The organism is Acidithiobacillus thiooxidans ATCC 19377 (assembly GCF_009662475.1).
GTDB lineage: Bacteria > Pseudomonadota > Gammaproteobacteria > Acidithiobacillales > Acidithiobacillaceae > Acidithiobacillus > Acidithiobacillus thiooxidans.
Map to the genome: position 1 here is coordinate 3,072,620 of NZ_CP045571.1, position 24,627 is coordinate 3,097,246.

The following is a 24,627-nucleotide window of genomic DNA, read 5'->3' on the forward strand; positions in this document are numbered from 1 at the left end:
TCGTGTCGACTCAAAACATCCCTGAACCATCCGCCACCCCCCCATTACTGCAAAAGAAAAAGCGTGCCCTAAGTGGCTGGATCATTTTGGCATTTGCCATCACAGCGGGTTTTGCCGCAGCAGTGCTTGCTATTCACACACTGGATGCTCAGGAAACTGCGCTGAAAAAACGCCTTCTAAGTGAATTAACTCCCAAGAAGGAAAGTACCGTATCAGTAGTTGTCCCAATAGAAAATCTACCCGCTGGTACTGTCCTTACCTTAGCCAAGGTAGCACGTCGCTTTATCCCGGCCGACAACGCTCCTGCAGGCGCAGTTCTGGATACAGATTTCGATAAGATCGCCTTGAAAAGGCTGCTCTTTCAGGCAGAAAAAGGAAAGCCAATTACACTGTCGATGATTAACGCGACAGAGAGTCCAGCGGACGTTCTTGACGATCAACACGTTGCATTGACCATTTCAGTAAATTCCGAAAATTCTCTGGATAAAATGCTGCGTCCAGGGGATCGCATCGATTTATTGTGGATCACTTCATCAAACATCTCTCATAACGCCGCCCTGAATAGCCTACAAACAATAAGTTCCACATCAGAGGGCTTTCTAGTGCGATTTTTAGGGCAGAATTTAAAAATAATTGCCACTGGGAGAGAACTTTCCCAAAACAATATTGACAATTCTTCACAGGGATACAACACCATTACCCTTGAAGTGACTCCTTTACAAGCACAAGAAATTTTGGTTGCTCAAAAAAGCGGGGAAATCAGAATGGATTTACGTGGTAATGAAAAAAATTCAACATGGCCAAAGCGTAGTGTTTCCTTGCATGACATCATTGGTTATCCACCTATTCCTCCTGCAGGAGTGGAATATATAGCGGGTGGAACAACCTCGAACGGCCCAGCTGACATCACTAAAATATCCACTTCTGGACAGAAAAATGATGGAACGATTGAATCTAACCCGTCTTTCGAAGAGCACCACGATCAGGAGCACAGTGTCTCCCCTGCTGAACAAAAAATCCAATATTTACCGTTTTCCTATATTCCTCCTTTACCTCAGTCCTGACAGGAAATAGCCTCTGATGAAACCCGTTACCAATATTTTCACTGCGGCCATCTTATATATATCAACATTATCCGTAGCCACAGCAGATCCTCTTCTTAATCGATCAGAAAACATTTCGATGTATTCTGGTCAGGTCAAAATCATTCCGACCAGCACGATCAGAAGAGTCGCGGTTGGTAACGGTAAAATATTGAGCGTGACACTTGTAGATAACAAGGAATTATTACTCCTTGCAGAGGGTACTGGAGAAACCAATTTGCATTTATGGTACAAAAACGGAACAGAAAGTGCTGCTCGGGTAGTAATCGCTCCCAAAGATATTGGACATGCTGCGGACGAAATTTCAAGCTTGCTGACCGCCAGCCCCAACACTCAGGTCAGGATTGTCGGCGACAAAATCATCATAGATGGAAAAAACCTTTCTGAAGAAACTCTGTCTCGCATTGAAAAACTCAAAGCAGTTTACCCAAACGTGGTAAATCTCGCCGAAAAAGAACCCCTGCGAATGGAAAAAGTTGTTCTTCTGGATGTGCGGATACTTAAGATGAAAACAGATTTTTTCCGCAGTCTCGGGGTTAATTGGAATCAATCCATAGCCGGACCACAAGCTGGAATTGTGGGTGATTTTACTTCTAATCCCTATTTCCGCATGGGAGTTCCAACCAGTAATGGTACAGGTGGGCCTTTAGCGAACTTCTCATTTCCTAATTCCGGAATCACTGATTTACCGCTAAAAGTGGCCCCATTTGCAAGTAACTTTGGCATCATAGCTTCCGTGGCTTCACGCATCAATTATGCGCTTCAAAATGGTGAAGCTTATGAGATTGCCAATCCAAAATTAAGCGCCAAAAGCGGCAGCAAGGAACCCGCTGAATTTCTTGCTGGCGGACAAATACCCATCCCACTGGCCATAGGCTTTGGTCAGACCTCAGTTATCTTTAAGGACTTCGGAATTCGACTGAAATTTTCACCCGTTGCCGATGATCGCCATAATGTGGGTCTCAAAATATTTACGGAAGTGAGCAACATTGACCCTTCACTGACGGTTGGCGGCGTGCCAGGATTTTTTACCAATCGCAGTCAAACAGAAATCAACCTGAAAGATGGTGAAACACTGGTAATGTCAGGATTGGTTGATCATAATCTTGCCAAAAATAGTAGCAAAATTCCCGGATTTGGAAACATACCAATTATTGGTTACCTTTTTAAGTCCGATGATTTCAGGGATAACGAATCCGAATTAGTTTTTCTAATTACCCCCACCGTGATCACAGCAGATTCACGCGAGAATATTGATGCTGATTCTCAGGCAAAATATCTCGAAAATATGTACCAACACAGATCAGATAAAGGACTTATTCGTTAGGAGAGAAGATCATGTTTCTGATCCGCGCATCACATCCCAAAACAGGAACCCAAATTATTGCACCCAGCGATGGGGTATGTCTCATGGGAAAGGCTGAGTATGCTCAATTACGTCTGGAAGGCTGGAACATTGGCAAAGAACATGCACGCGCTTACTTCGAGCACGGCGGAGTATATGTTGAAGGGCTCAGCAATTTCGCCACGATCATGGTCAATGGTGAACGCATGCGCGCCTATGGGCCAGTGGGTGCACAAGACGAAGTTGTTATCGCCGGATACTGTCTGCAGATCTTGCCCCGCTTTGACGACGAAATCTTAGAAGTCGACAAAGCCAATTCCGCAACGGCTCTTTTAAGTAATAAAATACCTTGTTCCATTGATATTCCATCCGATGCTGACTCACTTCTTACTCCTCGACAATTAACAACCATGGCATTGGACATTTCCAAAAATGATCAGATAGCTCGCCCTGTATACGACGCTCACTGGCTCAGCATGGTTCGGGAAGTACATGAATCAGTCCGTAGTCAGATGGATTTACGACGCATTGATCTCAGCACGCTTTCTACTGAAGAACTGCGCCGCATGGTGGGTGAACTAGTGCGCGAAATCGTCTGGCGCATGAATCTATCAGCGGACATTGATCGACAACGACTTGCCAAAGAAGTGCTGGATGAAGCCATTGGCCTGGGCCCACTGGAAGACTTTCTCGCTGATGAAAGCATTACTGAAATCATGGTAAACCGCTTTGACGAAATATTTATTGAACGGCAAGGAAAGCTACTGGCAGCGCCTGCCCTGTTCAGTAGTGAAATAGCCGTTCGTCATATTATTGATCGAATTGTTGCGCCTATCGGTAGACGCATTGATGAAAGCTCACCGTTAGTGGACGCGCGCCTTGCCGATGGCTCCCGTGTCAATGCTGTTATCCCGCCTTTATCCCTCAAAGGTGCCTGCATCACCATCCGCAAATTTTCCAAAAAACGTCTGCAGATGGAGAACATAATGGCTTATGAATCCATCGCACCCGATATGGCGCAATTTGTTCAGGTTTGTGTCCAGCAGCGTAAGAACATGATTATTTCCGGAGGAACAGGATCGGGTAAAACCACCCTGCTGAACGTACTTTCCAACTATATTCCCGAGCACGAGCGCATTGTCACTATTGAAGATGCTGCAGAATTGCGTCTCTACCAGCCAAACCTCGTTTCTCTTGAAGCCCGACCTGCCAATATGGAAGGAAAAGGACAAATACCAATTCGGGAACTGGTACGTAATGCCTTGCGTATGCGGCCCGATCGAATCGTTGTCGGTGAATGTCGCGGTGGTGAAGCACTGGACATGCTGCAAGCCATGAATACAGGGCATGATGGCTCTCTTACTACGGCTCACGCCAACAGCCCCCGCGATATGCTCTCCCGTCTGGAAGTCATGGTACTGATGGCAGGCATGGATCTACCACTCACCGCTATCCGGGAACAAATTGCTTCAGCAGTAGATGTCATCCTACAAATCACCCGTTTCTCCTGCGGCTCTCGCAAGGTCACCAGCATCTGCGAGGTAACCGGGACCGAGAGCGGAACCATCCAGCTGCAAGAGTTATTCACTTTCAAACAACAGGGTTACGACAGTGAAGGCAGAGTGCGTGGTGCATTCAGGGCGACAGGAGCTATACCAGAATTTTATGAAGTAATGCGCGAGCGGGGATTACCTATTGATCTCGGAATTTTCCAGACACCTGAACCACAACGTGGATTGGGAGCAGAACATTATGTTGCCTAGTTTTTATTTGTTTGATCGGACGGGTCCCACAGTAGTCGAGCAGATTGTCGCTATACCCCTTAGCGAAAGTGGGGTCAGTGCCGTAGAGTTTGCCATCACCCTGCCAACTCTACTGCTGGCCCTGCTCGGCACTTTTCAAGGAGCCCTTCTTTATCAGGCTCGCGCGCAATTTGAAGTGGCCAGTCAGGAGGCTGTGCGCGCAGGAACGCTGCACGGTGCGAACACTGAAGCAATCCGTGAAGCCCTGGCCCGTGGTCTGACACCTCTGTATACCCACGGTCAAAATCTGGAAGCGCTGGCTAGAGGCTACGCCGCCGCCAAAACCGCTGCAGCACAAGCCAATATCCAAATACTCAGCCCCACTCGAGAAGCCTTTGACGATTTTGCTGAACTGACCCGTGACGGGTCCGGGACTCCGGTTCATGCGATTCCTGTAGATCATCTTGCTTACCGGCAGACACGCATCGGCGTCAACAGCAAAATGTCCATACAGGATGCGACTCTTCTGAAAGTACAAATTACTACTGTACAGCCGCTCGTTATACCCTTCATAGATCAAGTTGGGCGTGGCCTCTATGCCTTGAAACAAGAAATGGGCTTACCCAGCATTTTTGGTCTGAAGTTAAGTCCGGTAATGGGTATTAATGGCCAAATGGGCTGGGGAATCCCTTTGCAGACAGACACTGTGATGCGCATGCAAAGCCCTGTACTTGTGGCGGGGCTATCTAGTCAAAACCAGCTTGTGCAACACCCAGCGGCGGAAAGTGTACCCGGTTCCACCCCACCTGCTTCGAACATGGAGCCACTTCCTACTTCTCCCAACGATCTCGCCACTATTTCTGACGATAAAGCGCCGATGTCCGATCACATTTGTAATGCAGGTACCTGATGCCACGCGTAATTCACAGAAAAATCATGTTGAGTCAATCCATTAGGTTTGTTCAAAAATGCCTACAGTCCTGCCTACTTCTAACGTCCATTGCGACTCGCGCCACCCCGGAGAATGAAAGAGAATGGGAGCGGGTGGCGGCGGATTGAGATCGCACGAAATTTTGGTGACTTGATCCCGTTTCTAACGTGACCCGCCGGGCCGACTCGTACCCCGGATTGCCTCCATGAGAGCGCACATTAATAGGACCGCCTGTGGCTTGCTGCAGGCAGGTTGATTCGGCATCGGCATCCGTCGCCCCCCACGTTTTCAGTATAGATGGAGAGGAAAGCCAATGGAACTGAAACCCATTTTTCAACGTGTGATTGGCCTGGATATTCATCAGGCACAAGTGACTGTTAAACAGCATGCACTGGCGTTGCTGCAGACCTTGCCGGGGGTGGATACTACAGGTGCTGCCTTATTGCTGGTGGAAATCGGGGACGATATGAAGGTCTTCGGGAGTGCCGATCGCCTGGCGTCGTGGGCCGGTCTGTGCCCGGGCAACAACGAATCGGCCGGTAAGCGCAAAAGTGGTCGCACCCGGAAAGGGAATCCTTACGTGCGCCGCGTCTTGTGCGAATGCGCCCATGCCGCCAGTCGCACCCAATGCGCTCTGCCCACCAAATTCCAGAACCTGGTCGTGCGCCGAGGTCATAAACGATCCATTATCGCCTTGGCCCACAAAATGCTGCGCATCATCTACTTCATGCTCTCTCGCGGCACATATTACCGGGACGCCGCCACCGATTATGAAGCCTTGAGCGTACAACGTAATGCCGCACGCTGGATTAAAAAGCTGATCAAGTTCGGATTCCTGCCCGATCCGGCATAACCGCTTTCAGATCCCGTCAAATGGTCCTCACAGGCCAGGGACTTCTGTGCCCGTAATCCCATCTCTTTCACAGTAACCTGCATAATCACAGTAGATGCTTGAGCGAGCCAGTACTCCACATCCTTTCTTTCCGTCAGTGAAAGCGGGGGCTGAGTAGAAGATTACTTACCTGATTATCAAAGAGAAAATATTCATAATTTTAGGCTTATTAAATAAGAAGAAGCATAGCTTGACCCCTGATTCTAATTTGCAGCAGAGATAGAGTTAATTATAAATTTCCATCCCGCGATGGATTTCACGCGGTTATGGTCTTCCAGTGCCTCCAGACTGTCAAAGGCCCGGTTGTGAAAATACTTTTCGCGGAGATCGTCCCAGAGGTGCTCTTGGGGATTCAGCTCTGGCGAATAGGGCGGCAAAAAAAGTAAACGCAGATTCTCTGCTAACTGGAGATGGTGACTTTTGTGCCAACCAGCTCCATCCATAATCATGGGGATATTTTCATCGGGATAACGTAGGCCACCTCATTGAGGAAAATCTGCATGCATTTGCTGCTCTCTTCGGGCAACACCAGCGAATCCATACGTTCGTCCTGAGGGGGTACGGCCGCATAGGCATACGTGTATTGGTAGATCAGCATCGCTTTGACTTCGGGACGCAAGGGTTTTTTGGCCCAACAATAGCGGGTATCGCTGATCTGCCTAAAGCGCGCTTCGTCCTGGTACATGACGCGCTGAGGGCGGGCAGTCGGAAACATCGTGAAGGCTTCGGCTATGGCTTCGGGCAGTTTTTTTCCAGACTTCCCGACGTTCCTTGTCGCCTTGTGGATGATAAGTATCCGGGGCCAGCTTCTGCCAGCCATGACGGGCCAGTATGCGATAAATTGTGGACAGTGCCATAGATTTCCCCACTTTTTCCTCAATCACCGGCTTGAGCTGTGGGATCACAACGATACTGTTTCAGGCCTGTCAGGCAGTCCTGACCTCGTTGAGCAGATCGGGATGACGATCCAACAGCTTGAATAGTTTGACCAGGGCCAGCGGCGGCTTGGTTTTGCCATTTTCGTAGCGCGAGAAGGCATTGATGCCGCCGCCGAAGATTTCAGCAGCTTCACGCTGATCAAGATCGAGTTTCTTGCGCACATCCGCGATGAAGCCCGGATCGACGATGGCCGCGTTCACCTGCTTGGAGAAGGCACGCATCTCGCGCATGACGCGGTTCGATTCTGCTGCGTCCAAAACCGACTCGGCGCAGGCCGGGCAGAAGTCGCCCGTTACCGTTGCAATGACGGTGGTTTCACCTTTGTAGGTATAAGGCAGGTCGCGGGTGTCATGGATCAGTTCAGCCGCGCCGCAAACAGGACATTTCATGGTCATAGCTCCTTAAAAGACACGATCAGTACGTCATCAATGACCGTCAGCTTCAGGTACACGTCGCCCACCTGTGTGCCTGGGCGGTACACATCCTGCCATACCGTATGATCGGCATGGGTGGTCATGCTCTTGTAAAAATCCGTCGGCGTTAGTGTCATCAATACGTCCAGCATATCGGAGAAGACCAACCCCAACTCATTTGCGCCAGTACGCGCTGCATGCGTAGTGCGTACTCTGCCGGTCTTTGCCAAGGCTTTGACGACCGAAAGCTTGCAATGAGGAACTTGTTTCTCCATGAAAGAACTCTAACCAAGTTGGTTTATTTTGGCAAGTTGGTTAGCACGGGATTGCCTTCCATGGCACGCGATTATTTCTTACTGTTATCGGTGTTTGACCCAACACTACTGTCTCAAATCTGGAGCCACTATAGTTTCACTGGAATAATTCAGGCAATGATTGCGCTGAGTACACCTGCACCGCCATCTGCAAATCCTCCCAGGCCTTGCGCTTTTCCAGAGGACTGCGGAGTAAATAGGCCGGGTGGTAGGTAACAATCAATGGAATATTCTGGTAACGATGGGTTTGCCCGCGTAACTGGCCGATAGGTGTGGTGACCTGCAGCAGACTCTGGGCAGCAAAGCGCCCCAGGGCAACGATGATTCGGGGCTGGAGCAGGGCAATCTGACGCTGCAAAAAAGGCAGGCAGGACTGTACCTCTGGACCCAGAGGATCACGATTGTTGGGGGGGCGGCATTTGAGCACATTGGCAATATAGACATCCTGCTGCCGGGTCAGGCCCATGGCTTTCAGCATGTTATCCAGCAACTGCCCGCCGCGACCGACAAAAGCTTCGCCGCGCCGGTCTTCTTCGGCACCCGGTGCTTCTCCTACAAAAAGCCAGGAACCTCTGGGGTTACCGGCTCCGAAAACCGCATGCTGGCGGGTTTCGCCCAACGAACAAGCCCGACAGTTATGCACCATGATTTGCAAATCACGCCAGTCACTCGCGCTGATCTGCTGCAGTCTTTGCGGTTCGGCAGATTCGGCGGGTGCAGGCAGATCAGACAATGTCGCCGCCGCTTCCGGTTCAGCCGGGATTTTTGGCTGCAGTTCCGGGGCTACTGGCTGCGGTACGCCTGCTACTGTGGGTGGGGCACTGAGAATGCCTGCAGCTGCGCGCAAGGTACGGATACCCTCCGGGGCCTTCAGAGAGCTTGCTGTGGATTCCGGGATTTCTGCTTTGGTCTCTGCTTGCACCGGGGCAGATGCTGCTTGATTCTTTGCCAGGGGCAGAACAGGGCTCTCCCCTGGCACCGCCAAACCCAGGAGTTTCAGAAACCGCCGCTGCTCTGCATTAAAAATCTCTGACATGAGCTTATGCTAAGGGTCGGACGCTGTGCTGGCAAATACAATGGCTGGCCCATATCATGCGGGCATATTCCACTTCATGATGATAATCAGTATGATAATAAAACCAGCGGCATAAAATCATCCTCTAATCGCTGGACCACTCATTTTGCAAGGGAGCGTTATTATGGAAACAAGCAGTCTGGTAACCAGCAGCAACAAGGAAGATCGCAACATCATGGCATTAATCCAGGCCGGGGGTATTTTATTCGGTTTTTTACCGGCGCTGATTGTGTACCTGATCAAGAAGGATGGCGACAATCAATGGCTCATCACCGAGAGCAAAGAAGCCCTGAATTTTCAGATCACCATTCTCCTCGCATATATTGTCGCCAGCGTGCTCAGCGCCTTACTCATCGGGATTTTCATTTTTCCCCTGGTTTTTCTCTTCAATCTGGTTTTTTGCATTATCGCTGCCCTGAAATCGAGTAGAGGTGAAGGCTACCGTTATCCCCTGACCCTGCGTCTGCTGAGCTAAACCAACATCCTTCCGCAATGACGGCTTGCGCCGCCAGAGCCCGCCCCGTACCCTATCTTCCTTCTGAATGAAAACACATGGGAGATTGGGGCTATGTCTATTCTGCGGCTGGAAGCGGGGCAGGTGGAGTGGGGAGGCCGCGCCTTACTGGACCATGCGGATCTGAATCTTGAAGCCGGTGAACGCATTGGTCTGATTGGCCGTAATGGCGAAGGTAAATCGACCCTGCTGCAAGCACTTGCCGGTCATTGCAGGCTGGATGCCGGAAATCTTTGGGTAGCGCCGGGACTTAGCCGTAGTTATCTGGCCCAGGAGCCCGAACTGGCCGCAGATCACGATCTGCTCACCGCTATCAAATCCGGACACCCCGCCTGGCGGCAGCTGCAAAATGCCGAGGCGGGAGACGCGCAGGCCCATGCCCTGGCGGACCATCATGATGCCTGGCAAATCGACTATAAAGCGGAAGCCCTGCGCGATAGCCTGGGCCTGCCAGCGGAAGGTGTGGTTTCTGCTTTGTCCGGCGGGCAGCGCAAGCGCGTAGCCATTGCTGCTGCACTGGTTTCCGAACCGGATATTCTGTTTTTTGACGAGCCCACCAACCACCTTGATTTACCGGCCATTCTTGCCCTAGAACAGTCCCTGCTGCGCTATCGCGGCACCCTGGTATTCATCACCCATGACCGGCGCTTTCTGGACCGCCTGGCTACCCGTATTGTCGAACTGGATCGCGGCATTTTACGCAGCTTTCCGGGCAGCTTTGCCGAATATCAGGCACGCAAAGCGGAAGTACTGGCGGCCGAGGCTGCGGCAGATAATCGTCTGGAAGGGCAACTCGCCGAGGAAGAAGCCTGGTTGCGTCAGGGGGTAAAGGCGCGCGCCAAACGCAACCAGGGCCGGTTGCGTCGTCTGGAAAGCCTGCGCGAGGAGCGCGCCAGCCGTCGTCAGCAGCAGGGGCAGGCGAGCCTGCAGATCAGCACGGCGGAACGCTCCGGGGCCTTGATTGCGGAACTGGATCAGGTGTCCTTCCACTATGAAGAGCGCCCCATCATCCGGAATTTTTCAACACGCATTGAGCGGGGCGACCGGGTCGGTATTATCGGCCCCAACGGAGCCGGTAAAACCACTTTGTTGCGCCTGATTCTCGGTGAACTGGAAGCCCAGCAAGGCCAGATCCGGCGCGGTACCAAACAGGAAGTCGCCTATTTTGATCAGATGCGGGCGACGCTTGATCCGGAAAGCCGGGTAGTGGATGCCATTGCAGATGGTAACGATTTCATTGAGATCAATGGGGAGCGGCGCCACGTTCTGGGATATTTGCAGGACTTCCTGTTCCCGCCCAGTCGCGCCCGGGGACTGATCAAGGCGCTGTCGGGCGGCGAACGGGCGCGCCTGCTACTGGCCCGCTTGTTTGCCCGCCCCGCCAATATTCTGGTGCTCGACGAACCGACCAATGACCTGGATCTGGAAACCCTTGAAGTGCTGGAAGAGCGTCTCCAGAATTATACGGGCACCCTGTTTCTGGTTTCTCATGACCGGGACTTTCTTGACAACGTAGTCACCCAGGTCATTGCCTTCGGTGAAAACGGCCAGCTTACCCAGAATGCCGGCGGCTATGAAGACTGGTTACGCTGGCAGACAGAAATCCAGCGAGCTGCCAGCAAGAATGCCGAAAGCTCTACGGGCAAAACATCCGGCAAGCGGGAAAACAGCAAAAAAACTACGCTCAGTTACAAGGAAAGTCAGGAGTTGGTTGCTTTACCTGCCCAAATAGAAGCTATGGAGCAGGAACAGGAAAACGTGGCAGCGACTCTGGCTTTACCGGGAACCTACCAGAACCCGGAAAAACTGAAAGCGCTCCAACTGCAGTCAGAGCAACTCGCAAAAAAGTTGCAGCAGACTTATTCACGCTGGGAGCACCTGGAAGCCAAAGCCGCTGCCAGCAGCAACGCTTAACCCTAAAACGGCAGTTGCCGTGGGTGCTTTGCAGCGACTTTTGTTTCGAGCCGTTGTTGTTCTTGGCGAAGTCCTGCGCCCGTCAGGAGAGCTGTTTGAGCCCGTAGGGCGAGTTCTCTCCTGACAGCAGGATGAGCCTTAGAACAACAGGCAAGGAACAATGGAGCAAAAAGCATCCACGGCAACTGCCGTTTTCAGGTTAACTGGAAATGATTTCATTTGCGCAGAAAAAAGTGCAGGACGATTCCATCCACGACAGCCGGGATCAGGGTAGCAATCACCCCGACGGTCATACTGATCCAGGGGCCGGGGGGATTCAGGGGGTCCGGCAAAATACCGGGCCAGTGCCAGGGAAGACCCATCAATGTGTAAGCCAACATCAATCCGGGAATCAATAAAAGACCATCCAGTGCCAGCAACAACAAAACTGCCAGAAGCACCAGAACAACGGCGATAGCGCCTTGCAGCAGGGCCTTCAGAGCCGCAGTCATGGGGTCTGCTTTAACCACGGTACACCCAGAGTTTGATGTCCTGACGCGGGATAGTCACCACCGTGCCCTGCCGAAAGTAGAGGGTCGCATCAGACCAGAAAGCAGGATTGGTAAAACGCGGGGTTACTCGATAGGCGCCCGGCCAATCCGGTGCGGCTACGGCTCGGTGTCCGGCCACAATAATATTTCGGGCACCGGCGGCATTCACATAAATATGGGCTACCGGGATGCGCGAAACAGCGGCCAAGGCGAGAACACCCAGCAACAAGCCTGCAATACCCAGCGCCAAAATGCTGGCCACCCATTTATCGGTTCGACTCAATTTCCGCCTCCTTCTGCCCAGATTTCCGCCTGGGTAGCAGTAATGCCTTTATTCTTGGAAGCACAAGCCTTGCCACCACACCAGCGTGGAGAAATATTCAATTCTTGCAGCGCATGGCGCATGGTAACCCGAAACACCGGTGCCGATTCAACGCCGCCGAAGTTCCAGTACCGCGTGCTGCCGCGCATGGTCACGGCCATGACCAGTTTTGGAGCAAAGCCGGGGGCAAATCCCACGAAGGTCGCATTGGTCTTGTTTTTTTGAAACCCGTCCTTACCATTGGCCATATTGGCGGTTCCGGTTTTGCCAGCCACCGCATAACCGGGAATGGCAGCCAAAATGCCGGTCCCGTTGGCTGCACACACACCCTCAAGCCAGTGGCGCAAATGTGCGGCAATATTTGCCGGCATGATGCGCTGTTTTTGCACCGGCTGGCCCGCTATCAGGGTCGGTGCCACATGATAACCACCGTTGGCAATGGCGGCATAACCTTCGGCGAGCTGCAGGGTCGTCACCGAAACGCCATAACCCAGCGCAATGGTGGCATGGCGGGCTTTATCCCAGGTCTGAGGCTGTGGTAGGACGCCGCCAGTAGCGCCGGCAAAGCCCAGATCCGGTTCCTTCCCGAAACCCGCAGCCCGATACATGTCATAAATGGCTTGGGCAGGCGTCCGCAGCGCAATTTTAGCCGCCCCGATGTCACTGGAATATTTAAGAATATGTGCCACATTCAATTCATGATGCACCACATCATCACGAATGCAAAACCCACCGACCGGCAAACAGTGCGAAACATTAAAGCTTTGGTCCGGCTGGATACTGCCGGTTTTCAGTGCTGCTGCCACCATAAAGGGTTTCATCACAGAACCCGGTTCAAAAGCCTGATGCACGGCGTTGTTGACGTAATCGGCAGGATTGCCGCAACCACTTCGGGAGTTGGGGTTGCAGGAGGGTACGCTGGCCATGGCTAGAATCTGTCCATTTTCGACGTTCATGACCACTGCAGAGCCTTCTGTTGCCCCAAAGTGCTTCTGGGCAGCCAGCAGGGTCATGTATGCCCAGTACTGAATCTGGGGATTAATGGTCAAATGCAGATCATGACCGGGTATGGGTGCATGACGGGCACCCAGCACCCGCAGTACTTCACCTTGCCCGTCAACCAATACTTTTTCCGTGCCGGAATGGCCCGCCAGCCATTGGTCATAGCCCCTTTCCAGACCGGCAGCACCATGGTGATCCAGATGTACCAAGCCCAGCAGCGGCGTAGTTACAGCGCCTAGTGGATAGTAAGTGCGACTGGTTGCCTGCACGTAAATTCCCGGTACATGGAGGGCGTTCAAAGCCTTGCCCATCTGCGGCTCGCCCTGACGCAAAATATAGGCAAACCCGGAACCACCGGATTGCACACGTTCCGCTAACACCTGTGGGCTTAAATTCAAGGCAGCAGCGACCTTATCCCAATCCTTCCGGTATTGATTAAAAATTCGCGGGTCTGTCCAGATGGTGACAGCAGGGACATTGACTGCCAGTGCCGTACCATTACCGGCATAAATCACGCCGCGATCAGCAGGAAGAGGACGATCCTGCATATAACGCATGCGCCCCTGATCACGCAGGGTGTGATCCTGCCACCATTGCAAATCCGTGTCCCGGGTCAGCACAACGACAAAACCGACGAGGATGATCGCCAGAATGAGTACAGCCCGCCAACGGGGCAAAATGCGATTCGACTTTGGGCGTTCTGCAGTCATCTATCCCCGGAATGCAGTTCGGCCTGACGATGAATGGACTGCAACCACGAAACGGCAGGCTCATAAGCCGGGTTTTCATGCAAAAGACGCAGCAGAGTTTTTTCCGCACCCGTTTTTTCATCTGCACGCCATTGCATCAGCGCAATATCCAGCAAAAGTTCCGAACGGGGATAAGGGAAAAGCGGTCGCGCTAATCCTGCCCGCAAAAAGGTCAAACCGCCTTTTACATCGCCCTGATCGGCATAAGCCAGTTGGGCAATCTGGTTACGGAGACTGATGCTTTCAGGATCAATAGCTAGGCCTCGACGCCAGGCCAGCAGCGTCTGGCGTTGTCTTTGTGTGGCATCCAGACCCAGTAATTTCCCCTGAGTAAGATAGAGTGTTCCAATAGAATTGAGCACGCCGGATTGTTGGGGAATTCCTATCAGGCTTTGTTGATATTGATGCAATGCCGCCTGGACCAAAGAACGACGACTTGCGCTGTTCATCCGGGTATCGCGTTCCGCCAATGTCAGATAAGTATTGGCAAGGTAAACGTGGGGTTGGGTTGCCAAGGGACGCAATGAAGTCAACGTGTCTGCGACCTTCAACAGTAACGTAGTGCGTTGCCGGGGATTTTTGATAACAGAATTCAGCCAGGTATTATCACTGAGAAAAGCATAAGTCGCCGCATCTGCCAGTAAATTCCAGGAGGCGACGACTATGCCCAGTAACAAAACAATCTGAGCTATGAACCCATGATTGATGCCAATTTTTGGCAGCAAGGGTTGGGTATTTTCGGAAGTGCCATAAATCCGCCAGGCACGCGCCATGAAAAGCCCTGCCAGTACACTCAGAGGCAGATTATAAAAAATGAAATTCCCCAAAGCGTGACCGGTGATGGCAAACACACCCAACACCAAGCCGAGCGCTGTCAGACGCTGTTCATCACTAATCTGCAGGGCTTTCCCCGCCCGATATAAAAGACGATACATGGCGTACATCAAAATCCCGGCAAAACTCAGCAGGAAGCCCAGATTGATCAGTCCACCCTCGGCCAGATACTCCAGATAGTCGTTGTGTGCATAAGTACCTGCTGATGCCAGTTCGCCTGGCAGCCGGTAAGCCGGATAATTCAAAAAGTAGCTGCCGATCCCGGTACCCAACCAGGGATGACTGAGATACATATGCCAGGTCGCAATCCACATTAGCTTGCGCGATACCGTAGTAATATTGCTGGTAATGTATCCGGGGGAAAGGTGCCCGATCAGATCATAACCATGCGCGTAGTCCATCAGTAAAAAGGCTATGATGACTAAAGCCGCAACGACAAGAAAACGCGACCGTGCTGCAGGCTGACGCCATAATCCCCAGACCGCAAAAGGCATGGTGCAGACCCAGGCCAGAAGCCCTCCCCGACTGCTGGTCGAGAAAAATGCCAGGAGCAATACCGCCAAGGTCAAAAGATAGAAAAAAGCCTCCAGATGAACACCACCGCGCAGAAAGGACACCTGGCGTCGGCCATCTTTGACAAAATACAAGGCAAGAACAGGGAAAAAAAGCAAATTCAGCCAGGCTGCAAAACTGTTAGTATCCAGCAAGGGGCCAAAAGGCCGTAAATTGGCCAGAATAATATTGGTGGCCATCCCCTGATAATATTGCCAGAGTGCCATGGCACTCAAAATCCAGGCGCTGATTAAAATCCCGCGCCAGAACCAGACCCAGAATTGTTCAGCCACTGGCTCCGGGATCATGATGGCTACCATAAAGGTCAACGGCAGCGCACCCAGCACCCAAAAGTAAAACCAGCTGCTGTAGGGAGATCCGCTCCAGAACAAGGTCAAACCAAACCAGACAAACCATAACAACATGAATATGGGCAGAAAACCGCGTGGCCAGATCAAGCCGACGCGCAGGCATGGCCACCAGACGATAGCCCCCCAGATCATCAAAACAATACTTCCAGCAGCGAGCAACGGAATCAGCTGACCGTTGTAATACCAGGAAAGGCCGTAAATCACCAAGGCCAAAACGGCGTATAAACCCGCCCGGAATGAAATCACTTGCCCGGAGGTTTTCGTCCCCGAGGAATAACTGCTGATAGTCAATCCGGATCTCCCGCATGTAGGGTACAACGATAATGGCCTTTAGCACTTATCATGGCGGAGTGGACGGATATATGGCGGCCGCAAACGGAGCAGCGAACCAGGGACTCCACTTCAGGATGTTTTTTGGGTATTCGCTGTTTTTGTCGCCAGAAATAAAACAACAGACCCAGAAACCCTGCCAGTAACAACCATTTAAACATCCACAAAATCCCTGCCTGCTTCGAGCCGCAATTTTTTGGAACGCCATAAAAACACCAAAAAGGCCCGACGAAGCGGGCCTTTTCCACAATTTGGTCGGGGCGAGAGGATTCGAACCTCCGACATCCGCCTCCCGAAGGCGGCGCTCTACCAGGCTGAGCCACGCCCCGATGCTACTACCTAAAAGTCACGCTGCACCGCGAACCCGGCCAGAAATGTCAAAGCTGACTTTTCCGGACCATCGGGAAAGCTGGATAAACAAGCAATGGCTTGTTCAGCCTTTTCTGCCGCGACGCGCAAAGTGTAATCAATAGCTTCTGTTCTGGCAATGATTTCCCAGACCGCTGCAAAATCGGCCGGGTTTTCGCCATCCAAAGCCGCACGTAAAATGGCCTGCTCAGACGGAGTAGCATGCTGCATGGCGTGAATGTAGGGTAAGGTCGCCTTGCCATCAGCCAGATCATCTCCCCGGTTTTTACCCATTTTTTCGGCAGAGGTGGAATAATCCAGGGCATCATCCATCAACTGAAAAGCAATCCCGAGTAACGAACCGTATTTTGCCAGTGCTGTTTCAGCCTGCTGATCCAGATGGTTGATCAAGGCACCAATACGCATGGCAGCCTCAAACAATTTGGCGGTTTTGGCTTCAATGACCGAAAAATAAGACGCTACACTCAAATCCGGGTCGTGAGCGTTTTCCAGTTGTGCTACTTCTCCCTGGGCAATGACACTGGTTGCCTCGGCCATGGTCGCCAAAATACGCATATCTCCGTCTGCCACCATCATTTCAAAGGAGCGGGCATAGAGAAAATCACCCACCAAAACCGCCGCCGCATTGCCCCACAGCTGATTGGCAGTGGCATTATTGCGGCGCAACTCAGATCCATCCACCACGTCATCATGCAAGAGCGTCGCCGTATGAATAAATTCCACCACTGCCGCCAGGGGAATTGGTCGCGCGCTGTGTTCTCCACCCATGCGCGCGGCCAGGAGCAGGACGATAGGACGCAGTCGTTTTCCACCAGCGTTAATCAAATAGGTGCCCATCGCGGGGATGGTCGGCACTCCGGAACGCAGTTGCTCCTGAATCACCTGATTTACAGCCAACATATCCGACCGCACCAGTTGGTTAACCGACTCCAGATCCATACCTTGCTGCTCCCTGTTTATTGGCATCGGCACCACTTTACACCAGAAAGTGCCAAGCTTGCGGCCGCAGGGGATTGTGGTGAGGGCGACAATGGCTTGTCAAGCACGATTCCTGCCCAACGGCTCAGGCATCCGGGAGAGACTTGGGAATTTCCAGCTGTCGGGAACGGGCCAGCTGTCGCAATTCTTCAGGATCACCCTCCCACTCTGCCAGCACATCCCATAAGGGGTGCGGTCCAAGATCCTGACCCGCCCGCAACATCCGTTCTCGCAGCGTTTTCCCGCCACTACCTACCGTCAGGAAGAGCAAAATCAAAGCGTTGATGTATTCCTCAAGAAGATGCTGCTGGTGGGTAATACGCAGTAACTCGGCATAGAGCGGCAAACGCAGTGGCTCATGGGCAATCGCTCGCCACAATATGGCCATGCCATAATGCGGGTCACGATTGCGGGCAACCAGCGCAAGGGCCATTTCTGCGGTCATCGCGGCCTCACCGCCTTGTTCCTGCGGCATGGGAACAGTCATTCCCACCTTTTCGGCCAGCACCAGAAGTTCGAGATTGCCGGGATCCTGCTGCAAGCCGTGTTCCACCCGCTCCCGCCACCAGGTTTCATCCATGGGAACCTTGGCAGATTTTTCGCCCAGACTTTCCAGCAAATCCGCATAACTGTCCATATCAGCCATGGCAATATAGGTGTCCAGTAGCTGATTAATCACCCGGGATTCATGAGGATTCAGATCGACATACCAACGTAATACCGTTGCCGCCTGCGCATGATGCCCGTATTCCAGATAAATATTCGCCTCATTGAGTAAGTCATCGATGCTGAGCGCTTCCTGCGTGGTCGCTGTCACTTTTTCAGCTTCAGGAATGGCTGTGACTTCACGCGGGGGAGCGGGAACAGTCTTGACTGGTAGAGCAGAGGAATCCCTGGAAAGATCTGGCGAAGCCGTCGCAGCGCGATTCTGCAAACGTCGCCGCCGGGCGCGCAAGCGAATAAACACTTCTACCAACAATAGCAGTACAACAACCACTTCCAGGAATATCATCAAGCCTTGCATAAACACCTCAACCCCACGACCGTGCTTTCAAACATGCTCTTACCCCGCATGTTCCAGTGCAATTAGTCTAACGGCCAGAATTTGCAAGAATATTTTTAGTGATCTTCAATACCCAGTTCTTTCAGCTTGCGGGTCAGGGTATTACGTCCCCAACCCAATTTCTGGGCGGCATCCTGCTTGTGACCACGGGTATGCTGGAGTGCTGCTTCCAGCATACAACGCTCAAACTGGGGCTGAATTTTATCGAGCAGGGATTCTTCTCCGCTGGCCAGGCGTTGGCGCACCAGTGTCCCCAGTTGCAGCCGCCAATCCTGGAGGATCGGTGCCTCTGTCAGTTCCGCTAGCGGCGCCGCTACGCTCATCTCCGGAGGCAAATCAGTGATCTGCACCTCACTGGTAGGAGCCATGACCGTAACCCAGCGACAAACATTCTCAAGTTGCCGGACATTGCCCGGCCAGTGCCATTCGGTGAAAGCCATTTCGGCAGCCGGGCTCAGCAGCTTGCGCTCGACATCCAGCTGATCTGCACTGCGACGCAGGAAATGCCGCGCCAGCCTCGGAATATCTTCGCGGCGCTCGCGCAGCGGCGGCAAGTGAATATGGATGACATTCAGACGATGGTAGAGATCTTCGCGAAAACTGCCGTCGCGGACCTTGGCTTCCAGATTCTGGTGGGTGGCTGCAAGCACCCGCACATCAGCACGCAAAGGGGCATGCCCCCCCACCCGGTAAAAAGTACCGTCCGAGAGTACCCGCAGCAGGCGGGTTTGCAAAGCAGCCGGCATATCTCCTATTTCATCCAGAAACAGGGTACCCCCGGAGGCTTGCTCAAAACGCCCCTGGCGGGTTTGTACCGCTCCGGTAAATGCGCCCTTTTCATGCCCGAACAGTTCGGATTCAAGCAGTTCGGCGGGAATAGCGGCGGTATTAATAGCAATAAAAGGCCCTCTGGCTCGTGGACTGTGACGATGCAGGGCGCTGGCCACCAGCTCTTTACCGGCTCCTGATTCACCGGTAATAAGCACATTGATCTGTGATCGGGACAAGCGTCCGATCGCTCGAAACACCTCCTGCATCGCTGGCGCTTCACCAATCATTTCCGCCGGGTCCGCATCCTCCGTCTGGCTACTGGCTGTCGGTTCTTCCTGACTGCCCAAAGCACGGCGAACCAGATTGATGGCCTCGTCCATATCAAAAGGTTTGGGTAAATACTCAAAAGCCCCACTTTGGAAAGCCGAAACGGCATTATCGAGGTCCGAATGGGCAGTCATGACAATAACCGGGAGCTTGGGCCAACGCGCCTGCACTTCCCTCAGAAAAGCCAGACCGTCCAGACCGGGCATGCGTAAGTCCGTGACAATGGCATTGGGTTGATCACGGCCAAGCGCCCGCAAGGCACTATCTGCATCGGCAAAACTCCGGGAAGGAATTTCCGCCTGGGCCAGAGCTTTTTCCAGTACCCAGCGAATAGACGGATCATCGTCAATAATCCAGACCTGTTTCATTGCGGCTCCTCACGATGTTGGCCAAGAGGCAGGGAGACCGAAAAAATAGTTTCCCCCGGTCGGGAATGACAGTGCACAACGCCACCATGTCCGCGCACCAGACCCTGGGCAATAGCCAGACCCATACCCATGCCTGCCGCACGACTGGTCACCAGCGGCAGAAAAATGCGGGGCAAAAGGTCCTCAGGAATCCCGGGGCCGCTATCGACAACATCTACCCGCAGGGCGAGACGAAATTTCTGATGGAGCAAGGTGACATAGCGATCCACCCGGGTCCGAATCAGGATGGTGCCATGGCGATCCAGCGCCTGCTGGGCATTACGCAGCAAATTGAGGAAAACCTGTACCAGCTGCTCCTGATCCGCGTAAACTTCCGGAATGGAAAGGTCATAATCGAAACGCAACGCAATACCTGTGGGCAGCTCAGTCTGGAGGAGACGTCGCACATGCTCCAGCACCTGATGAATATTTACGCTGGCAAAAATCGGGCGACTGCGTGGTCCCTGTAAACGATCCACCAGATGATGCAGACGGTCAACTTCATGGAGTATGACCCGGGTATAATCCTTCAATTCAGGACGTTGCAATTCTCTCTCAAGAAGTTGGGTGGCGCCGCGCAATCCCCCCAGAGGATTTTTGATTTCATGAGCCAGGCCGCGCAACATTTCCTGAGCTGCTCCGTAAATCCGATCCTGCATTTCTTCTTCTGCATGCCGTGCGGGTAGTTCCATCGGTCGCATTTCGATAATCAAATGACCATCGGCCAAAGGCGTCACCACCAGATCCACCACCGCATGGCTGCCATCATGGAGCTGCAATGGCAAGGCGCGACGCAGTATGGTCCCATTCAAATCGGTGGCATCGGCAAACAGCGCCGCAAAACGATCTTCTCCGACAATACTGCATAAGGCTGCAACGGTTTGGCCGCGTGCCTGATGCTGACTGATGCGCAGGAGATTTTCTGCCGCCGGATTCATGAAACGCAGCTTGCTTTGGGCGTCCAGAGTCATTACCGCTGACTCCAGGGCATCCAGTACTGCGTATTCCGTCAATGCTGTTTTTGTGATTTTGCGCTGCACCATGCAAGCTCCAAGTGGGTAACCGCCTCTGGAGGCGCCTTCATAAATTTAACCAAGCAAAAAGCACACCAAACCAGTCTCTGGCAGCCTGGAAATTGCCCTGCGTACGCATACAACCCTTCAGATGGGTACCAGCTCTAGTCAGTAACAGCGAAGTCTTCAATCAAAATGACCGCACATCATCCAGAGCAACGGACGCAACCCGGATAGTGCAACGACCGCACCATAATAGTGCACAACCTCTGACCACCACAACGCCGGTAAATCATGCTCATGGTGAACAGGCTTCCAAAACACCAAAATATCAGCGACTATAACTACACAATGCTGCATGCCTACAGGGATAATTCATGACTTACTGCCTCACTGCCCACGTTTCCGGGGGGCTGGTTTTCTGTTCTGATTCTCGCACCAATGCAGGCACGGACAATGTCAGTATTTACTCAAAAATGCATAATTTTTGCTGGCCCGGTGATCGCTTTCTCTGTCTGCTTTCAGCCGGCAATCTGGCCACCACTCAGGGAGTCGTCAAACGCCTGCAGCAGGATATGGACCAAAATGCCGAAATCCATCTGCTGAACCTTTCCAGCATGGCAGAAGCTGCAGATTACATTGGCCTGATTAACGCCGAAATCCAGCGTAATCAGGTCTGTCGTGATACGGCCAACACCAATTTTGAAGCCACTTTCATTTTGGGTGGTCAGATCGGCAGCGAAGTGCCTGTCACCTACATGATTTATCCTCAGGGAAACTACATTCACGAATCAGCTGATCACCCCTTTTTACAAATCGGCGAAATCAAATATGGCAAACCCATACTCGACCGCGTGATCAAACCGGAACTGTCCCTGGAAGCCACCGCCCGCTGCGCGCTGGTTTCTATGAATTCCACCATGCGTAGCAATGTTACGGTCGGCCCGCCGGTTGAGTTACTCATCTATGAAACCAATTCACTGCAGATGGGCCGCTATCTTTCGCTGACCGAAGAAGATCGTTTTTATCGGAATCTTGGTGAACGCTGGAGTCAGGGACTCTTGCAGGCATTGGACGGTCTTCCACCTTTTGACTGGGAAACTCCGACGGCTCTGCCGCCGCTATGAAGGAAAAGCCAGTCGTAACGCACCATATTGGTGCATATCGCACCAATATGGTACAATCGGTTCACCGACATTTTGGCAAGCCGCTTTAGATAAAGCCTTCGTGCAACCAAGCTACTGGAGCAAATTCCACTCATCTTTCATATAGGTAATCAACCTGACTGGCACGAGCTTTGCTTCGTTATTTGAGTTGAACGCGATAATACCCAAGCAGCTTCAACACAGAAGCATGGGCGAGAATCTTGCGACGAGGAGACAAAGCAGATGGACTGGCTCAGAACCCATTATCAACAGCAGATTACCCATGACGAACTGGTGGATGAAAATGCCCGACCGCGCCGGGCGGCTGCCCCCCTGTTCAATTATCTGAACACTCTGGACAGCAGCGAGTTGCAGGCGCGTCGTCAGGCTGCAGATGCCTCCATTCTCGCCATGGGAATCACTTTTACCGTATATAGTGAAGCTGGCAATATTGATCGTGCCTGGCCCTTTGACATTATCCCGAGAATCCTTTCCAGCAGTGAATGGACGCGCATTGAAGAGGGACTCAAACAGCGCCTGCAGGCCCTCAACCTGTTCATTGATGACCTTTACAATGATCAACGTATTGTCGCTGATGGCGTTTTTCCGGCCGAAGTACTGGAGGGTTCGCGCAATTTTCGGGATGCTTGTCGGGGCGTTCATCCCCCCTTCGGGGTCTGGGCACACATCTGCGGAAGTGATCTAGTGCGCGATGCCGACGGGACCATTTATGTGCTCGAAGATAATCTTCGCGTGCCCTCCGGCGTCTCTTACATGCTCGAAAACCGCCAGATCATGAAGCGGCTTTTCCCGGAATTATTCAAATCATCCATTATCCGACCCGTGGACGACTACCCCAATCGCCTGTACGAGACCCTGGCGGCCTTGTCTCCGCGCCCGGAAGAAAAGCCCGTGCTCGCTGTACTTACCCCCGGCATCTACAATTCCGCTTATTTCGAACATAGTTATTTAGCCCAGCAGATGGGCGCTTATCTTGCTGAAGGGCCGGATTTTTATGTCAGCAAGGAAGATATTGTTTATTTACGCACCATTTCCGGATTACAACGGGTCGATGTCATTTACCGCCGCATTGATGATGATTACCTGGACCCGGAAGTATTTTTTCCGGATTCCGTACTTGGCATCCCCGGACTACTCCGCGCCTGGCGACGCGGGAATGTGGCCATTGCCAACGCACCCGGTGCCGGGGTAGCCGATGACAAGGTCGTCTACGCCTTTGTTCCGGAAATCATTCGCTACTATCTGGATGCCGAACCCATTATTCCCAATGTTCCGACTTATTTGTGCATGCGCGATGCAGATCGGGATTATGTCCTCAGCCATCTTGCCGAACTGGTGGTTAAACCGGCCAATGAGTCCGGTGGTTATGGCATGCTGATCGGCCCCCGCGCCAGTCAGGCTGAACGCGACCGTTTTGCCGAACTGATCCAAGCCAACCCGCGCAACTACATTGCCCAGCCAACCCTGAATATTTCCACCGCACCCACACTGGTAGATGATCATCTGGAGGCACGGCACCTCGACCTGCGTCCCTTTATTTTGCAGGCGGATAAATTGTATGTAACCACTGGGGGATTGACCCGGGTGGCGATGCAGCCCGGATCACTGGTAGTGAATAGCTCCCAGGGTGGCGGCAGCAAAGACACCTGGATTGTTGATGAGGAGGCACCATGCTTTCCCGAGTAGCTGAAAATCTGTACTGGATGGCGCGCTACCTGGAGCGCACGGAAGACGTAGCCCGTCTGATTAATGCCACCACCCTGATGCTGCTGGATCTGCCCCCTGGAGCTTATTTTGGCTGGGATATCCTGTTGCAGGTCACCGGTGATGCCACGCTTTATACAGAGCTTTATGGTGCCCCCGAAGAAAACCGCATCATGCGTTTTTTGATTGCCGACGAGCGCAATCCGAATTCGGTCATGGCTGCCATTCATCAGGCTCGGGAAAACTGCCGGACATTTCGTGACTTGCTGCCTGGCGAGTTCTGGGAGCGCCTCAACACTCTGTTTCTGTACGTCCGCGATCAGGCCGTTTCCGGAGCAGATAGCCGCCATGCCCGTTACGCTTTTCTCAACGAAGTCATTGCCCGACGCCACGCCCTGGTAGGTTTGCTGATCAGCAGCATGAGTCAGGATAACGTTTACCAGTTCATCAAGCTGGGACGCAATATGGAACGGGCGGATATGACCACGCGCATTGTCGATGTCACCAGCGCTGTGATTTTACCCCAGGATCAGGGCCTGCAGAAAACAGCGGGCAGCAGCTTGTGGATTGGGGTTCTGAAATCACTCAGTGCCTTTGAAATGTATCGTCGCCATATTTCCGTGCAAGTGCGCAGCAATCAGGTAGTAGACTATCTGCTCAAGGACGGCAAGTTCCCGCGCAGCATGAAATATTGCCTGGGAGAAATGGAAGTGGCATTAGCCTATCTGCCCAATGCCGGAACCCCTGCAGAAGCCGTTCGTAGGGCCCGACGGCGCCTCGATCAACTGAAATTGAGTGACCTCCGCCCGGACCTGCTCCATGAATATCTGGATCAGGCCCAGAGAGATCTCGCCATGGTCCATCGGACCATTCAGGGTACTTATTTCGCCAGGGAAGATAGTGGTTCGGAAAATGCTCTGAATGGACTCCACTTGCAGGTTGCTCAAGCTTAAGTCC

Annotated in this window: 23 protein-coding genes, 1 tRNA gene and 3 pseudogenes; 12 read left to right on the forward strand and 15 right to left on the reverse strand. The window is 52.6% G+C overall.

All coding sequences use genetic code 11. From position 1 onward, the window contains the following. Positions 1-2: 2 nt before the first annotated feature. From cpaB to GCD22_RS16220, 5 genes and pseudogenes are all read left to right on the forward strand, one after another. Entirely contained in the window at positions 3-1,064 is a 1,062-nt protein-coding gene (cpaB, locus tag GCD22_RS16200; RefSeq protein WP_031568724.1) for a Flp pilus assembly protein CpaB, read from the forward strand. A gap of 16 nt (positions 1,065-1,080) precedes the next feature. Beyond that, the gene (locus GCD22_RS16205) at positions 1,081-2,430 is read left to right on the forward strand and encodes a type II and III secretion system protein family protein (protein WP_031568726.1); all 1,350 of its coding nucleotides are present in this window, start codon (positions 1,081-1,083) and stop codon (positions 2,428-2,430) included. Positions 2,431-2,513: 83 nt separating this feature from the next. Beyond that, positions 2,514-4,211 (forward strand): TadA family conjugal transfer-associated ATPase, encoded by a 1,698-nt coding sequence (locus GCD22_RS16210; RefSeq protein ID WP_244947542.1) that lies wholly within the window; start codon positions 2,514-2,516, stop codon positions 4,209-4,211. Further along, on the forward strand, positions 4,201-5,100 hold the full coding sequence (locus GCD22_RS16215) for a TadE/TadG family type IV pilus assembly protein (RefSeq protein ID WP_010637573.1): 900 nt from the start codon (positions 4,201-4,203) through the stop codon (positions 5,098-5,100). The genes GCD22_RS16210 and GCD22_RS16215 overlap by 11 nt, the downstream gene beginning before the upstream one ends. Before the next feature lie 400 nt (positions 5,101-5,500). Further along, a pseudogene (locus GCD22_RS16220) lies at positions 5,501-5,974 on the forward strand (transposase); the annotation flags it as partial. Between the two features lie 242 nt (positions 5,975-6,216). On the opposite strand, the gene GCD22_RS18260 reads toward GCD22_RS16220, so the two are convergent. The 6 genes from GCD22_RS18260 to GCD22_RS16245 all read right to left on the reverse strand — a co-directional run bounded on the left by GCD22_RS18260 (position 6,217) and on the right by GCD22_RS16245 (position 8,715). Beyond that, a complete protein-coding gene (locus GCD22_RS18260) occupies positions 6,217-6,462 on the reverse strand; it encodes a transposase (RefSeq protein ID WP_202806216.1) in 246 nt (81 codons plus the stop codon). Beyond that, positions 6,459-6,698, reverse strand: coding sequence for a hypothetical protein (locus tag GCD22_RS18265; protein WP_226842659.1), 240 nt, complete (start codon positions 6,696-6,698; stop codon positions 6,459-6,461). The genes GCD22_RS18260 and GCD22_RS18265 overlap by 4 nt, the downstream gene beginning before the upstream one ends. After that, on the reverse strand, positions 6,673-6,870 hold the full coding sequence (locus GCD22_RS18640; protein WP_226852487.1) for a winged helix-turn-helix domain-containing protein: 198 nt from the start codon (positions 6,868-6,870) through the stop codon (positions 6,673-6,675). The genes GCD22_RS18265 and GCD22_RS18640 overlap by 26 nt, the downstream gene beginning before the upstream one ends. A gap of 69 nt (positions 6,871-6,939) precedes the next feature. Beyond that, complete coding sequence (locus tag GCD22_RS16235) at positions 6,940-7,341, reverse strand: type II toxin-antitoxin system MqsA family antitoxin (protein WP_010639323.1); 402 nt, start codon at positions 7,339-7,341, stop codon at positions 6,940-6,942. 2 nt (positions 7,342-7,343) lie between these two features. Next, a complete protein-coding gene (locus GCD22_RS16240) occupies positions 7,344-7,640 on the reverse strand; it encodes a type II toxin-antitoxin system MqsR family toxin (RefSeq protein ID WP_031571604.1) in 297 nt (98 codons plus the stop codon). 136 nt (positions 7,641-7,776) lie between these two features. Next, a complete protein-coding gene (locus tag GCD22_RS16245; RefSeq protein ID WP_031571606.1) occupies positions 7,777-8,715 on the reverse strand; it encodes a uracil-DNA glycosylase in 939 nt (312 codons plus the stop codon). A gap of 163 nt (positions 8,716-8,878) precedes the next feature. Here GCD22_RS16245 and GCD22_RS16250 point away from each other — a divergent pair, with 163 nt between their 5' ends. The 4 genes and pseudogenes from GCD22_RS16250 to GCD22_RS19055 all read left to right on the forward strand — a co-directional run bounded on the left by GCD22_RS16250 (position 8,879) and on the right by GCD22_RS19055 (position 11,182). Then, the gene (locus tag GCD22_RS16250) at positions 8,879-9,229 is read left to right on the forward strand and encodes a DUF4870 domain-containing protein (RefSeq protein WP_031571608.1); all 351 of its coding nucleotides are present in this window, start codon (positions 8,879-8,881) and stop codon (positions 9,227-9,229) included. A 93-nt stretch (positions 9,230-9,322) separates the two neighbouring features. Continuing rightward, positions 9,323-10,162, forward strand: a pseudogene (locus GCD22_RS19045) (ATP-binding cassette domain-containing protein); the annotation flags it as partial. Between the two features lie 30 nt (positions 10,163-10,192). Continuing rightward, positions 10,193-10,669: pseudogene (locus GCD22_RS19050) on the forward strand (ATP-binding cassette domain-containing protein); the annotation flags it as partial. Between the two features lie 36 nt (positions 10,670-10,705). Continuing rightward, complete coding sequence (locus GCD22_RS19055; RefSeq protein WP_413541255.1) at positions 10,706-11,182, forward strand: ATP-binding cassette domain-containing protein; 477 nt, start codon at positions 10,706-10,708, stop codon at positions 11,180-11,182. Positions 11,183-11,397: 215 nt separating this feature from the next. Here GCD22_RS19055 and GCD22_RS16260 read toward each other — a convergent pair whose 3' ends face one another. The 9 genes from GCD22_RS16260 to glnL all read right to left on the reverse strand — a co-directional run bounded on the left by GCD22_RS16260 (position 11,398) and on the right by glnL (position 20,830). Then, positions 11,398-11,673, reverse strand: a complete 276-nt coding sequence (locus GCD22_RS16260; protein ID WP_031571614.1) for a hypothetical protein — start codon at positions 11,671-11,673, stop codon at positions 11,398-11,400. 10 nt (positions 11,674-11,683) lie between these two features. Then, entirely contained in the window at positions 11,684-11,995 is a 312-nt protein-coding gene (locus tag GCD22_RS16265) for a hypothetical protein (protein ID WP_031571616.1), read from the reverse strand. Continuing rightward, a complete protein-coding gene (locus GCD22_RS16270) occupies positions 11,992-13,746 on the reverse strand; it encodes a peptidoglycan D,D-transpeptidase FtsI family protein (protein WP_024893119.1) in 1,755 nt (584 codons plus the stop codon). The genes GCD22_RS16265 and GCD22_RS16270 overlap by 4 nt, the downstream gene beginning before the upstream one ends. Further along, positions 13,743-15,833, reverse strand: a complete 2,091-nt coding sequence (locus tag GCD22_RS16275) for an O-antigen ligase family protein (RefSeq protein WP_080707781.1) — start codon at positions 15,831-15,833, stop codon at positions 13,743-13,745. The genes GCD22_RS16270 and GCD22_RS16275 overlap by 4 nt, the downstream gene beginning before the upstream one ends. A 291-nt stretch (positions 15,834-16,124) precedes the next feature. Then, positions 16,125-16,201 (reverse strand) — tRNA-Pro (locus GCD22_RS16280). 10 nt (positions 16,202-16,211) lie between these two features. Then, the gene (locus tag GCD22_RS16285) at positions 16,212-17,141 is read right to left on the reverse strand and encodes a polyprenyl synthetase family protein (protein WP_244947543.1); all 930 of its coding nucleotides are present in this window, start codon (positions 17,139-17,141) and stop codon (positions 16,212-16,214) included. Between the two features lie 163 nt (positions 17,142-17,304). Then, entirely contained in the window at positions 17,305-18,243 is a 939-nt protein-coding gene (locus GCD22_RS16290; RefSeq protein WP_031571620.1) for a tetratricopeptide repeat protein, read from the reverse strand. 95 nt (positions 18,244-18,338) lie between these two features. Continuing rightward, complete coding sequence (gene ntrC, locus GCD22_RS16295; RefSeq protein ID WP_065974151.1) at positions 18,339-19,748, reverse strand: nitrogen regulation protein NR(I); 1,410 nt, start codon at positions 19,746-19,748, stop codon at positions 18,339-18,341. After that, on the reverse strand, positions 19,745-20,830 hold the full coding sequence (gene glnL / locus GCD22_RS16300) for a nitrogen regulation protein NR(II) (RefSeq protein ID WP_031571622.1): 1,086 nt from the start codon (positions 20,828-20,830) through the stop codon (positions 19,745-19,747). Before glnL ends, ntrC begins: the two co-directional genes overlap by 4 nt. Before the next feature lie 347 nt (positions 20,831-21,177). Between glnL and GCD22_RS16305 the strand changes: the two genes are divergently transcribed. The 3 genes from GCD22_RS16305 (at position 21,178) to GCD22_RS16315 (ending at position 24,623) form a co-directional block, all read left to right on the forward strand. After that, positions 21,178-21,927: a proteasome-type protease gene (locus GCD22_RS16305; protein ID WP_010639297.1), complete on the forward strand. Its 750-nt coding sequence runs from the start codon at positions 21,178-21,180 to the stop codon at positions 21,925-21,927. 261 nt (positions 21,928-22,188) lie between these two features. Next, positions 22,189-23,652 (forward strand): circularly permuted type 2 ATP-grasp protein, encoded by a 1,464-nt coding sequence (locus GCD22_RS16310; RefSeq protein ID WP_051690546.1) that lies wholly within the window; start codon positions 22,189-22,191, stop codon positions 23,650-23,652. Next, complete coding sequence (locus GCD22_RS16315; protein ID WP_031571626.1) at positions 23,637-24,623, forward strand: alpha-E domain-containing protein; 987 nt, start codon at positions 23,637-23,639, stop codon at positions 24,621-24,623. The genes GCD22_RS16310 and GCD22_RS16315 overlap by 16 nt, the downstream gene beginning before the upstream one ends. Positions 24,624-24,627 lie beyond the last annotated feature (4 nt).